Source organism: Flavobacterium sp. 38-13, assembly GCF_001899155.1.
Taxonomy (GTDB): Bacteria; Bacteroidota; Bacteroidia; order Flavobacteriales; family Flavobacteriaceae; genus Flavobacterium; species Flavobacterium lindanitolerans.
Genome location: NZ_MKVG01000016.1, coordinates 247,500 through 259,948, shown reverse-complemented (window position 1 = coordinate 259,948; position 12,449 = coordinate 247,500). Strand labels below are relative to the sequence as shown.

General features: G+C 37.2%; 12 protein-coding genes. 3 read left to right on the top strand and 9 right to left on the bottom strand.

Annotated features, from left to right (window positions below):
• Window positions 1-17: 17 nt before the first annotated feature.
• From BGO88_RS11695 to pyrH, 3 genes are all read right to left on the bottom strand, one after another.
• Window positions 18-2,516: a DUF5686 and carboxypeptidase-like regulatory domain-containing protein gene (locus tag BGO88_RS11695; RefSeq protein ID WP_286706994.1), complete on the bottom strand. Its 2,499-nt coding sequence runs from the start codon at window positions 2,514-2,516 to the stop codon at window positions 18-20.
• A gap of 126 nt (window positions 2,517-2,642) precedes the next feature.
• Window positions 2,643-3,206 carry a ribosome recycling factor gene (frr, locus tag BGO88_RS11690; RefSeq protein ID WP_056071850.1) on the bottom strand — a complete coding sequence of 188 codons (564 nt, stop codon included), beginning with the start codon at window positions 3,204-3,206 and terminating at the stop codon, window positions 2,643-2,645.
• A 69-nt stretch (window positions 3,207-3,275) separates the two neighbouring features.
• A complete protein-coding gene (gene pyrH / locus BGO88_RS11685) occupies window positions 3,276-3,983 on the bottom strand; it encodes a UMP kinase (protein WP_056071852.1) in 708 nt (235 codons plus the stop codon).
• Window positions 3,984-4,106: 123 nt separating this feature from the next.
• Here pyrH and BGO88_RS11680 point away from each other — a divergent pair, with 123 nt between their 5' ends.
• Both BGO88_RS11680 and BGO88_RS11675 read left to right on the top strand, forming a co-directional pair.
• A complete protein-coding gene (locus tag BGO88_RS11680) occupies window positions 4,107-4,718 on the top strand; it encodes a thioredoxin family protein (protein WP_056071855.1) in 612 nt (203 codons plus the stop codon).
• Window positions 4,718-5,455 carry a phytanoyl-CoA dioxygenase family protein gene (locus BGO88_RS11675; RefSeq protein ID WP_286706993.1) on the top strand — a complete coding sequence of 246 codons (738 nt, stop codon included), beginning with the start codon at window positions 4,718-4,720 and terminating at the stop codon, window positions 5,453-5,455. Before BGO88_RS11680 ends, BGO88_RS11675 begins: the two co-directional genes overlap by 1 nt.
• A gap of 2 nt (window positions 5,456-5,457) precedes the next feature.
• On the opposite strand, the gene BGO88_RS11670 is transcribed toward BGO88_RS11675, so the two are convergent.
• The 6 genes from BGO88_RS11670 to BGO88_RS11645 all read right to left on the bottom strand — a co-directional run bounded on the left by BGO88_RS11670 (window position 5,458) and on the right by BGO88_RS11645 (window position 9,298).
• Entirely contained in the window at window positions 5,458-6,087 is a 630-nt protein-coding gene (locus BGO88_RS11670; RefSeq protein ID WP_286706992.1) for a YiiX/YebB-like N1pC/P60 family cysteine hydrolase, read from the bottom strand.
• 2 nt (window positions 6,088-6,089) lie between these two features.
• Window positions 6,090-6,788, bottom strand: coding sequence for a tRNA pseudouridine(55) synthase TruB (truB, locus tag BGO88_RS11665; protein ID WP_056071864.1), 699 nt, complete (start codon window positions 6,786-6,788; stop codon window positions 6,090-6,092).
• 29 nt (window positions 6,789-6,817) lie between these two features.
• Window positions 6,818-7,222: a hypothetical protein gene (locus BGO88_RS11660; protein ID WP_286706991.1), complete on the bottom strand. Its 405-nt coding sequence runs from the start codon at window positions 7,220-7,222 to the stop codon at window positions 6,818-6,820.
• The gene (locus tag BGO88_RS11655) at window positions 7,219-8,028 is read right to left on the bottom strand and encodes an undecaprenyl-diphosphate phosphatase (RefSeq protein ID WP_056071867.1); all 810 of its coding nucleotides are present in this window, start codon (window positions 8,026-8,028) and stop codon (window positions 7,219-7,221) included. The genes BGO88_RS11660 and BGO88_RS11655 overlap by 4 nt, the downstream gene beginning before the upstream one ends.
• Window positions 8,029-8,090: 62 nt before the next feature.
• Window positions 8,091-8,339 carry a DUF3098 domain-containing protein gene (locus BGO88_RS11650; RefSeq protein WP_056071869.1) on the bottom strand — a complete coding sequence of 83 codons (249 nt, stop codon included), beginning with the start codon at window positions 8,337-8,339 and terminating at the stop codon, window positions 8,091-8,093.
• Window positions 8,340-8,422: 83 nt separating this feature from the next.
• Window positions 8,423-9,298 (bottom strand): cell division protein FtsX, encoded by an 876-nt coding sequence (locus tag BGO88_RS11645; RefSeq protein WP_056071873.1) that lies wholly within the window; start codon window positions 9,296-9,298, stop codon window positions 8,423-8,425.
• Window positions 9,299-9,486: 188 nt separating this feature from the next.
• Between BGO88_RS11645 and leuS the strand changes: the two genes are divergently transcribed.
• Complete coding sequence (gene leuS, locus BGO88_RS11640) at window positions 9,487-12,351, top strand: leucine--tRNA ligase (RefSeq protein WP_286706990.1); 2,865 nt, start codon at window positions 9,487-9,489, stop codon at window positions 12,349-12,351.
• Window positions 12,352-12,449: the final 98 nt, after the last annotated feature.

The following is a 12,449-nucleotide window of genomic DNA, read 5'->3' as shown; positions in this document are numbered from 1 at the left end:
TATATTTTAAAACGGTTTTAAAGTCCCAAATTCAATATTACGGTTAGTTTAATCGAAAGGTTATCTTCAAACTTAGCCAACTGATTCGGTCCATATCTGTAAAATCCGGATAAACCAAAAGCTTTGTAGATTTGGTTCAGTTCGATACCCGATTCAAAATACCCGTCTCTAAGTGTTTTGTAGTTAAGTCCGATGTGTTGTTCCGGTTTTTCCATATCACCCCAGGCCATTCTGGAAACCAAAACTAATGAAGGTTTTATTCCTTTAAAAACGGTTACTCTTTTAAAGCCATGTTTTAATTGGAACATCACATATTTACTGGAGAAAAACTCATTAAAATACATGGTCTCGAAACTGTTCTTGCCCGCAATCGTAATTCTTTCTATCAGTTTTTCTTTGGTAAGGCTGTTAGGAGAAGTGTTGTAAAGGTGTGAAATAGGAACGTCGCCTAATGCATAGCCTGCTTCCATTAACAAGGCCGTTCTTTGTCCGTTCAGGTAGCGCTTTTCATACTCTGCTCTTACATCTATTTTGGAGAAGGCAAAATCGTTTTCAAAAACTTTTGGCAAGGATTGGGTAAACTGGAATGTGAATTTCGGATAGCGTTTTTCAATCTCTAATTTTCCGGTAGGAGTCTGCATATAATCACTAAACGGATTCCATTGCAAGGAAACCATCGCGGTGGTCATATCATAATTTGTATAGGATTTTCCATCAACAGTATAGATATAATTGAACTTTGGCTCAATCCGGCTATGGGTGAGCTGCCAGATACTTTCCGTTTTAGGAAGGATTTTCGTTTCGATATACCCTCGCCATGTCTTATGGTTATAGAAGGTACTCAGGTTGATAGGTCGCGGATCATAAATTTTAAAAACCCTTTTGTCAATAGCAAAAGAAGTACTCGCAATCTCTCGTACATCATCTGTGTAACCTCCGCCAATCCATGAATTTGAAAAAATACCTACCCGAACAGCACCACCAATGCTGTATTTGAAATCGCCATCTTTGGTTCCGTAAGCCGTATAGCCATCTAAGCGATATTTGTTGGAAAACTTCTCATTAGTAATCCCTCCCAAACCTACTCGGAAACCCTCATAGTTATTATAACTTAAGAGATATCGGAGATCCATATCTACCGGTCCGATAGGTACATAACCGTTGAGTATTTTTCTTCCCAGGCGTAACTTTTTTTCAAGCCGTTCTTTTTGGGCAATGCTATCTAAGGCAAAATAGGTTCTTTCACTGCGGCTATCCAGGCTGTCTTTCCGGAAACTATTCCAGAAGGCTTCGTCTTTTTTGACTGCATCATCCTTAATTTCAATAGCAATAGCATCATGTCTTATTTTTACAGGAGTATTGAGCTCTTTGCCAAAATTATATGATTTTGAAAGCAGATAGGTGAAATCCGAAGCGTCTTTTTTTCGATGTGTATTATTATTGTCTAAATCACCCTCAAACTTGATTGTACCGCCCAGTATCCGAATGTCATCATCGTTTTTTCCTTTGACAATTTTGAACTCTTTTTGAGTAGGGAACCAGATATCCATCCCTTCAAGATATTCAAACTCATGTGTAGCAGAAATATCCAAAACACCGCGAATTCGCATGATGGCTTTTGCAATGGCATAATTCTCCTTGTCGATATACACAATACCTTCCAGCCCGGAAGATTTCCTTTTTTTCTTTGGCTTGAAGTAGATCATATACGTGTCCCGGTTATCAAGCTTTACCGTATCTAATATTTTGAATCGGTAATCTTTAAAAGCATCGGGAGCAATGGGACTATTGTATTTTGTTTCAAACAACTCGTATTTTGAGTCATAAACGGAAAAAGACTGTAGGTTGAAAGCAATAATCTCATAGATAGGATTCCTGAATCCGGCCATTTTCGTGCCCAGAATCGTCTCTTTCAGCTTTTTGCCATTGAATTGGAACTGTGATACTTTCTCCGTCTGGAATAAATGCTGACGGTCAATAATTTTTTTGAATTTGTAATTCGTAGAATCGACATTCTTAAATTCCCTTCCCGTATAGCGTTCCACAAACACAGAATCAATGCTTCCATCAATAGAGTCCGGATTTGCGGAAACAATCAGTTTGTTATAAGATTTGAATTGAAAACTCAACAGTTTTTGTTGCGGGTCGTTCTTCTTTTTGTTTTTAATGGCTTTGCTTATGATTCCGTTCGCAGGATTTTCACTTGAAGTGAGCTGTATTTCATCCAAATGCTCTGCTTTTGGTACAAGCAGCAGGTCATAATATTTTTTATTTCCCGTAACAGCTATTGTTTTAGGAGCATAGCCAATATAAGATATCGTAAAACTATTTATCTGGTTTTCGTTTTGCAACAGAAACTTTCCGTCTACGTCCGTTACTGTGGAAAAACTAGTGTCGGTTATTGTTGCAAAGGGAAGTGGTTTTTTTGTGTTTTCATCCCGCACGATTCCAGAAACCTGAAATTGTGCCTGTACCGAAACCGAAAGAAGAAAAAATAAAAAGGTCAGGTGCTTCATAAAGTTATGTAACAGACGAATAGATGGTAGTTTTGTTACACACTGCAAAAGTAATCGACTTCAATAAAAAAATCCACTATTTAAGTGGATTTTAATATTTAGTAATACAAATAGGATATAAATGCATTAAACTTTCATGATTTCAGCTTCCTTAGCAGCCAAAAGTTCATCTATTTTTTTGATAAAAGAGTTAGTCAGGTTTTGAACTTCTTCTTCAGCACTTTTGCAGATATCTTCAGAAGTTCCTTCTTTTTCTAATTTCTTGATATCGGTATTCGCATCTTTGCGGACATTTCTGATTCCGATTTTTGCATCTTCCGCTTCTGATTTAGCCTGTTTAACCAAGTCACGACGACGCTCTTCTGTCAAAGGCGGTACACTGATGATGATTACATCACCATTGTTCATCGGGTTAAATCCGATATTCGCTATCTGGATAGCTTTTTCAATCGGTTGCAACATACTTTTTTCGTAAGGCTGGATTGTAATGGTCCTGGCATCCGGCACGTTTATGTTTGATACCTGACTAAGAGGTGTCGCAGCACCATAATAATCAACAAATACACTACCTAACATGGCAGGACTTGCTTTACCGGCACGGATATTTAAAAATTCTTTTTCAAGGTGCGCAATAGAACCTGACATCGATTCTTCAGCACTATCTAATATAAAATCAATTTCTTCAGTCATTTTATCTAGAATTTCAGATTTCAGATTCAGATTTCAGCCTTCCGGCTATTATGCTGACTCTGTTTCTAATTATACATTAACTACAGTTCCTACGTTTTCTCCTTCGCAGATTTTCAAAAGATTTCCTTTTTTATTCATGTCGAAAACAACAATCGGCAAGGCATTTTCCTGACTTAGTGTGAATGCTGTCGTATCCATTACATTGAGGCCTTTTTTCAAAACATCGTCAAATGAAATGGCGTCAAATTTTATAGCATCCGGATTTTTTTCCGGGTCAGCCGTATAAACACCATCTACCCGGGTTCCTTTAAGGATAACATCTGCATTAACTTCAACACCTCGTAGTACAGCGGCTGTATCGGTTGTGAAATAAGGGTTTCCGGTTCCTGCTCCAAAAATTACAATCCTTCCTTTTTCAAGGTGGCGGACTGCTCTTCTTTTGATATATGGTTCTGCTATCGCCTCAATTTTTAAAGCTGTCTGCAAGCGTGTCAACATTCCTTTGTCTTCAAGAGCTCCCTGAAGTGCCATTCCGTTAATTACGGTTGCTAACATTCCCATATAATCACCTTGCACCCTGTCCATTCCATTACTGGCTCCGGCAACACCGCGAAAAATATTTCCTCCTCCAATTACGATTGCAATTTCAACGCCTTTGTCATGAATTTCCTTGATTTCATCTGCATATTCCGCTAATCTTTTCGGATCGATGCCGTACTGTCTGTCGCCCATCAAGGCTTCTCCGCTCAATTTCAGGAGTATTCTTTTGTATTTCATCCGTTGACTTTGTTTTCGCTTAAGTTGTGCAAATATAGTCATAATCTGTTTTTTTGGAATAAGTTGGCGAAAAAAAAGTAATTCGTAATTTTAAGCTTATTTTCGCGCCATTAAATTGAGATTATGGAAGAAATTATTAAGAACAGTTTAGAAAAAAGCAGTACTTATTTAGAATACAGAAAAATAGTTGCTGATAAACTTTTGGAAGGGAAATCAACCGGTAGTGTCCAATCTGATGATTTATTGCATTACAGCAAATTGAATGAGACGAGAATGAACCGCTTGGAAAAAACGATTGTGGTTTCTGCTGAAATTGAAGAAAGGCTGAAGCTGTTAAAAAAGCAATATATCTGGCTGGTTATTTCTGAAGGTTGGTGCGGCGATGCTGCGCAACTGCTTCCTGTTATGCATAAAATGGAAGTTCTAACGGACCATATTGATTTTAAGATAGTATTTCGCGATGAAAATGAAGCCTTGATGAATAAGTTTTTGACTAATGGCGGAAAATCAATTCCTAAATTGATAGTTCTTGATAAAGAAACTTTGGATGTTTTGGCAGATTGGGGACCAAGACCAAAAGAGGCATTTGATTTAGTGAAGAACTATAAAGAAAAGCATGGTGTTATAGACGAAACAATCAAAACAGAATTGCAGATGTGGTATCTTCACGATAAAGGAATTAGTACTCAAAATGAGCTTTTAGAAATGATGCGGCTAATCGAAATTCAGGAATAATGGCAGGCTACGAAGAACAGGGCTATTTATATCTTAAAAACTTCTTTTCTGAAGCTGAAATCATTGCAATTGAAAACATTCTGAATAAATTTCATATAAAATGGTTGGAAGACAATGCCGTCTATTATGAAAAAGGATTGTTAAACAGCCATAGTCTTACTTCGGGCAATTATCTTAATGAGGAAGAGAAAACGTTACTTTTTAAGTTTATTACTCAAAATAAGCTGCAAACAATTTTGAAAACAGTTTTTTCAGAAACTCCAATCTTCCTGAATACACAGCTTTTCTTTGATCCTAAAAACAGCGAACAGAAGAACTATTGGCATCGGGACATCCAATACACCGGAATGTCGGTTGAAGAACAAAAGAAAGCCATTCACAATCAAAATGTGGTTCATTTCAGAATTCCGATGAAAAAGGAATCCGGAATTGAGCTTATTCCTAAAACGCATCGTGAATGGGATTTGCCGGAAGAATTCGATGTCAGGAATTCTTTGAATGGTGCCTTTCCTAGTAATGATTTGCAACGAGGAAAAGTTGTCGGATTGAATAGGGGCGATTTGTTGGTTTTTTCTGCCAACATGATTCACAGAGGACTTTACGGACACAATAGATTTTCACTGGATGTACTTTTTTGTGACAATATTCCTGAAATGAGAAATTTTATTGACCGGAATAATTATCCCTCCAAAGAGATTTTAGAAAATCTGGGCAATAAAGAAATGTTTGATTTTTAGAACTACTTCAACGTTCCAAGAATATAAATCTTATTGGATGTTGACATTCCGCCCGGATTACATCCCGGTTTGCCTTCCGGAATTTCACTACCTATCTGTTTGTAATATTCAACCCAGGCAGGGAAAAACTCATTAGTTCCCGGTTCTTTATAAGTCATTGGGAACAATTGGAAAAAAGGCTTGTTTTTGTTGGCTTTTTTAAAAGCATCATAAATCAATTCCGAACAATAATACTTTCCGTTATCATACACATAGTCGTCATCGTAAGGAACGCCTATTTGTTCTAAGGAAAAAGAAATTGCTTCGGGAATCAATGGGGTATATTTCTTTTTTACACGACCAATATACATAGGCTTAGAAGTGTTTTTTGAAAATTTTTCCAATGTATTCAATCGCACTTTTGTTCCGGCCGCTTCAATGATATAAATCGTATCGTTTTTTTTGTAAACCAATCCCATGTGGCTAAAATCATTGCCTTTGTAGCCTTCGGTTACGGCTTCAATAGCATCACACAAAGGACCGCAATTCATATCCTGGAAAATAAAATCGCCGGTTTTTAAATCGGATGGATTTATTTGGGCATATGAAAAACAGGAGAAAAAGAAAAGCAGTAATAAGATGGTTTTTTTCATGATCATTCTGTTTTTTCAGAAAGAGAATCTACAAAAGCTTCCAGCCCATAACCGTCTTTTACATCATAATTACCAATTTTAGTCCTGCGTAAAGCAGTAAGGTGACCTCCGGAATGCAAGGCTTTTCCAAAATCAAAAGCCAGTGAACGGATATAAGTTCCTTTGCTGCAAACTACCCTGAAATCAATTTCGGGAAGTGCAATCCGGGTAATTTCGAATTCGTGTATAACGGTTTTTCGTGTTGGGATTTCAACTTCTTCACCATTTCGGGCATGTTCATATAAACGAACGCCATCTTTTTTCAGGGCCGAAAAAATAGGGGGACGCTGGTCAATTTCGCCAAGAAACTGTTTTACGGTTTCATGGATAAGTTCTTCAGTAATGTGTTCTGTTGGAAATGTTTCGTTGATTTCCGTTTCCAGATCGTAAGAAGGCGTTGTTGCGCCAACGGTAATCGTTCCGGTATATTCTTTTTCCTGTCCTTGCAGTTCGGCAATCCTTTTAGTGAATTTTCCGGTACAGACCAAAAGTAGTCCGGTAGCCAACGGGTCCAATGTGCCTGCATGGCCAATCTTAATTTTTTTTAATCCCAGCTTGCTTTTCAAGGCCCACTTTAACTTGTTAACCGCTTGAAAAGAGGTCCAGTTCAAAGGCTTGTCAATCTGTAAAACCTGTCCGTCTTGAAAATCTTGTGCTGTCACTGGTTTTCTGTTAAATTCTTGAATCAAATTTATATTTCTTTTAATTCTGCTTTGTTTTCAGAATTGTATGCCTTTTCAATTTTGTTACAAACTGTTTGCAAGTGGCTGTTGACAGATTCTCCTTTCACACCGACTAATATTTTATTAAAATCAATTAAGAATTCAAAAGTAATCAGAAAATCTTGTTCGTTTAAGATGTTGGCTTTTAAAAAAATGGCAGTTGCACCTTGACGATAGCTTCCATCATCATAATAAATGACGGAATTGATAAAGTTTAGCTTTATATTGAATAACTGTTGGAAATCTTCAGAAATTACATCTCTGATTGTTTTTTCCTGTTTTTCTAACTCGGCTAAAATTATGCTGTCATCTAAACTTGTATCAATAGATTTCCTTATTTTATTAAGAATGTCATATGACTTTACAAAACTCATTTAATGTAAATAAAGTAAATTAAGAGTAATGTTCCGGCTACTATCCTGTAATAACCCCATGGTTTGAAACCATATTTTTTGATAACACCTATAAAGAATTTGATGGCAATAATTGCAACAATAAAGGCGATAATATTTCCAATAACAAATAGTTTCAGATTGTCACCAGATTGTGTCAGCAATTCATAACCTTTTAATCCCGATACTTTGTAGGTTTTTAAAAATACAGAATAGCAGGTAACAGCAAGCATGGTTGGAACGGCCAAAAAGAATGAAAATTCTGCAGCAACCTGTCGGGTCAGTCCTTGTTGCATACCGCCAATAATTGAGGCAGCAGAACGGCTCGTTCCCGGCATCATGGCCAGGCATTGCCAAAAACCAATAGTTACAGCTTTTTTTATCGAAATATCTTCTTCTTCTGCAACGACAGGATTTTTGAAATAGTTGTCAATAAAAAGTAGTATAAAACCTCCAACAATCAATACGATTGCAATCGGAATAGGGTTGCCTAATACTTCATCAATATAATCATCAAAAAGATAGCCTAAAATTAATGCAGGAACTACCGCTAAGGCTAATTTGATATAAAAATTCAGCTTGCTGAAATTGAAAAATTTTCTCCAGTATAAAACTACGACAGCCAGGATGGCACCAAATTGTATAGAAACCTGAAATAGTTTGGTAAAGTCGTCTTCCTGTATTCCAAAATAGGAACTTGTGAAAATCATGTGTCCGGTAGAAGAAACGGGCAGGTATTCTGTTAAGCCTTCAACGATGGCGATTAAAATTGCTTCGATTAAATCCATTCTGTTAGGTAAGATTGTCAATTATCAGACGCTATTTCGCCAAACGAAATAGAGACCTGATTTTATTTTTTAGGATTTTTTAAAATGGCATAAATTGTAATTCCGAAACCAATCAGCACAGTAGTTGGAGCCAAACGGATTCTTCTGAAATCAAAAATCTTATCGCTAAAAACAGCCGGATCGTCTGAACCGCCTCCAGACATCAGGATAAATCCGAGTGCAATAACACCAATTCCTATCAGTAAAAATTTATAGTTTACCTTATCAAAAAGGAACTCGTTTTTTTGTGTATTTGTTTCTTTAGTACTCATAAATTTTAAGTCAAAAGTTAATAGCAAAGATTCTTATATATACCAAAATCTTAAATCAAAAATCTTAAATCAAAAATCCAATATTAATACAAATCATCCGTACGCAAATTCAAAAATCGTTGGGTTGCAAAGAAAGTGCTGAACCAGGTAATCAGAATCCCAACAATTAGCACGCCAACCAATACCAGGCCAACCATCAACTGGTCTTCCATGATTTTCAGATTTGGGAAATTAGTGTCTACATAATACAATACGCCAATCAAAGCGAAGATGGCCAAAAGCGATCCGATGATTCCCAATTTGATGCTTCGCCAGATAAAAGGCTTGCGGATGAATGATTTTGTTGCGCCAACCATTTGCATGGTCTTGATGATAAAACGGTTCGAATAAATGGATAAACGCATGGAGCTGTTAATCAGTAAAACGGCTACCAGCGCCAAAAATCCGCTGGCAATTAAAATCCAGAAACTGATTCTCTGGATATTGTCATTTACCAGATTGACTAAAACCTTATCATAAACAATATCAGAAACCATAGGATTTGTAACAATTGTTGATTCAAATTTCTTGATGCTGTCCGCGACTATATAATCTGCTTTTAAGTGGATGTCAAATGAATTTTCCAATGGGTTTTCGCCCAAAAATGCCATAAAATCCTCTCCAATAATGTCCGTATGCTGCTTGGCAGCTTTTTCTTTGGTTACAAATTCGTAAGACTTTACAAATTTTGAGGTTTTTAATTGGGTGTCGAAAGCATTAATAATACTGTCGTTAGCCTCATTTTTAAAATAAACCGACATGGCGATTTCTTCCTTAAAGTCATCTGACAATTTCTTTGAATTGATTACAAATAACCCCAAAATTCCTAACAAAAAGAGCACCAGGAAAACACTCAATACCACGGAAAAATAAGAAGAAATAAGTCGTCGTTTTTGAAATTTTTCAAATGATGAAGCCATAGTTTTGATTTAATGCTGTAAAAATAATAAAGATTTCTTTAAACACAGTTTATAACGCTCAAAGTTTTGACTTTCGTACAATAAACGTAAATTTGCCTCCTTGAATTGATTTTTTTTGTATATAGCAAAATAACTCTCAGAACATTAACCTTAAACCTAAAGATCTTAGCGACTTAGAATCTGATACGATGAAATACAATCCTAACGAAATTGAAGCCAGATGGCAAAAATACTGGGCAGAAAACGGAACTTTCCACGCAGAGAATAATTCTGAAAAGCCAAAATATTATGTTTTGGACATGTTTCCTTATCCTTCGGGGGCGGGCCTCCACGTAGGACATCCGCTTGGGTACATTGCTTCAGATATTTATGCAAGATTTAAAAGACACCAGGGATTTAATGTTTTGCATCCGCAAGGTTATGACAGCTTTGGTCTTCCGGCAGAGCAGTATGCTATTCAGACCGGGCAGCATCCGGATAAAACAACCAAAGAGAATATTGCCCGTTACAGAGAGCAGTTGGATAAGATTGGTTTTTCCTTTGACTGGAGCAGGGAAGTAAGAACATCCAGTCCTGAATATTACAAATGGACACAGTGGATTTTTATCCAGTTGTTCAATTCCTGGTATGATAAAGATGCTGATGAGGCACGCGATATAAGAACCCTTGTCCTTGAATTTGAAGAAAACGGAAACGAAAAAGTAAACGCTGTTGCTGATGATGCGATTCCAACGTTTTCTGCCAAAGAATGGAAATCCTATTCCACAGAAGAACAGGAAAGAATTTTATTGAAATACCGTCTGACGTTTTTGGCAGAAACAGAAGTAAACTGGTGCCCGGCATTGGGAACTGTTTTGGCAAATGACGAAATTGTAAATGGCGTTTCTGAAAGAGGAGGACATCCGGTAATCCGTAAAAAAATGACGCAATGGAGCATGAGAATCTCAGCTTATGCAGAGCGTCTGCTTTCAGGATTGGAAACAATTGATTGGACAGAATCTTTGAAAGAAAGCCAAAGAAACTGGATAGGAAAATCAGTTGGTGCTTCAGTTACGTTTAAAGTAAAGGACTCTCAATTTGAAAGAAATGCGGTAGATTATATTTTGAGCGGAGATGAAACAAACAATCATGTGATTGAAGTTTTTACAACCCGTCCTGATACCATTTTTGGTGTAACCTTTATGACTTTGGCTCCGGAGCATGATTTGGTAGCAAAGATTACTACACCAGAACAAAAGAAAGCTGTAGAGGCCTATGTTGAAGCTACCTCTAAAAGAAGCGAGCGTGATAGAATGGCCGATGTAAAAACTATTTCAGGTGTTTTCACAGGAGCTTATGCAGAACATCCGTTTACGAAAGAAGCCATTCCGGTTTGGATTGGAGATTACGTATTGGCGGGTTATGGAACCGGAGCAGTTATGGCGGTTCCTTGCGGTGATGAACGCGATTATGCCTTTGCCAAGCATTTTAATATTCCGATTAAAAATATTTTCGGAGGAGTGGATATTTCTGAAGAGGCCTATGCCTCAAAAGACAACGTGGTCATTGATAATTCCGATTTTCTAAACGGACTGGATTACAAACAGGCTACTAAAAAGGCAATTGAAGCATTGGAAGAATTAGGACAAGGAAAAGGAAAAGTCAACTATCGTTTACGCGATGCTGTTTTTTCACGCCAAAGATATTGGGGTGAGCCTTTTCCGGTTTATTATGTGAACGGATTGCCACAGATGATTGAAACGCAACATTTGCCGGTTCGCCTTCCGGAAGTAGAAAAATATTTGCCAACAGAAGACGGGCAACCGCCGTTAGGGAATGCATCAGAATGGGCATGGGATACTAAGAATGCTAAGGTTGTTAGCAATGAGCTGATAGACGATGTGACTGTTTTTCCTTTAGAACTCAATACGATGCCGGGTTGGGCAGGAAGTTCCTGGTACTGGCTTCGTTATATGGATGCACATAATGAAGAGGAGTTTGTTTCTGAAGAAGCCCAGAATTATTGGCAGAATGTCGATTTGTATATAGGAGGTAGTGAACATGCTACAGGCCACTTGCTATACTCGCGTTTCTGGAACAAATTCTTGAAAGACAGAGGTTTTGTGAATCAGGAAGAGCCCTTTAAAAAACTAATCAATCAAGGAATGATTTTAGGAATGAGTGCTCTGGTTTACAGGATTTCCGGAACTAATACTTATGTTTCTAAAAACATCAAAAACAATTATGAAACAGAAGGACTTCACATTGATATTAGCCTTGTGAACGCTTCAGATGAGATTGACATTGAACAATTGAAAAAATGGCAGCCACAATTTCAGGATGCTGAATTTGTGACTGAAAACGGAAAGTTTTTTGTAGGCAGGGAAGTAGAGAAGATGTCGAAGTCAAAATACAATGTTGTCAATCCGGATCATATATGTGGAGAATACGGAGCAGACACATTACGCCTATACGAAATGTTCCTTGGGCCGTTAGAACAAGCCAAGCCATGGAATACTGCCGGAATTACAGGTGTCTTTGGTTTCCTGAAAAAACTTTGGAAGTTGTATTTTGACGATAGCGGTTTGATAGTAAATTCAAATCCTGCTTCACCGGAAGCGTTAAAGACTTTGCACAAGACAATCAAAAAAGTACAGGAAGACATCGAGAACTTCTCATTCAACACTTCCGTAAGTTCTTTTATGATTGCGGTAAATGAATTGACAGCAATGAACTGCCACGAACGTTCTATTTTGGAACCTTTAGCAGTTTTAATTTCACCTTATGCACCTCATATCGCGGAAGAGTTATGGGAAAGATTAGGCCATAAGGGAAGTATTTCAGCGGTACCGTTTCCACGATTCAATCCGGAATATCTGATAGAAAACAATAAAGAATATCCGGTATCGTTTAACGGCAAAATGCGTTTTACAATCAATCTCCCACTGGATTTGACCGTTAAGGAAATTGAAAATATTGTAATGGCTGATGAAAGGACAATCAAACAGTTGGATGGAAAAACACCAAACAAAATTATTATTGTTCCTGGCAAAATAATCAATTTGGTAGGCTGATTTTAAGAGAATATTAGCACTGACAAACTTTCAGTATTGACAAAACCTCGCTATATTGGCGAGGTTTTTGTTTATTATCAAACAATCAAAAAACTTAA

What these genes read in the sequence shown, in the direction of transcription:
- BGO88_RS11695 (WP_286706994.1), bottom strand. Translation starts at nt 2,516, where the DNA reads ATGAAGCACCTGACCTTTTTATTTTTTCTTCTTTCGGTTTCGGTACAG.
- frr (WP_056071850.1), bottom strand. Translation starts at nt 3,206, where the DNA reads ATGACTGAAGAAATTGATTTTATATTAGATAGTGCTGAAGAATCGATG.
- pyrH (WP_056071852.1), bottom strand. Translation starts at nt 3,983, where the DNA reads ATGAAATACAAAAGAATACTCCTGAAATTGAGCGGAGAAGCCTTGATG.
- BGO88_RS11680 (WP_056071855.1), top strand. Translation starts at nt 4,107, where the DNA reads ATGGAAGAAATTATTAAGAACAGTTTAGAAAAAAGCAGTACTTATTTA.
- BGO88_RS11675 (WP_286706993.1), top strand. Translation starts at nt 4,718, where the DNA reads ATGGCAGGCTACGAAGAACAGGGCTATTTATATCTTAAAAACTTCTTT.
- BGO88_RS11670 (WP_286706992.1), bottom strand. Translation starts at nt 6,087, where the DNA reads ATGAAAAAAACCATCTTATTACTGCTTTTCTTTTTCTCCTGTTTTTCA.
- BGO88_RS11660 (WP_286706991.1), bottom strand. Translation starts at nt 7,222, where the DNA reads ATGAGTTTTGTAAAGTCATATGACATTCTTAATAAAATAAGGAAATCT.
- BGO88_RS11655 (WP_056071867.1), bottom strand. Translation starts at nt 8,028, where the DNA reads ATGGATTTAATCGAAGCAATTTTAATCGCCATCGTTGAAGGCTTAACA.
- BGO88_RS11650 (WP_056071869.1), bottom strand. Translation starts at nt 8,339, where the DNA reads ATGAGTACTAAAGAAACAAATACACAAAAAAACGAGTTCCTTTTTGAT.
- BGO88_RS11645 (WP_056071873.1), bottom strand. Translation starts at nt 9,298, where the DNA reads ATGGCTTCATCATTTGAAAAATTTCAAAAACGACGACTTATTTCTTCT.
- leuS (WP_286706990.1), top strand. Translation starts at nt 9,487, where the DNA reads ATGAAATACAATCCTAACGAAATTGAAGCCAGATGGCAAAAATACTGG.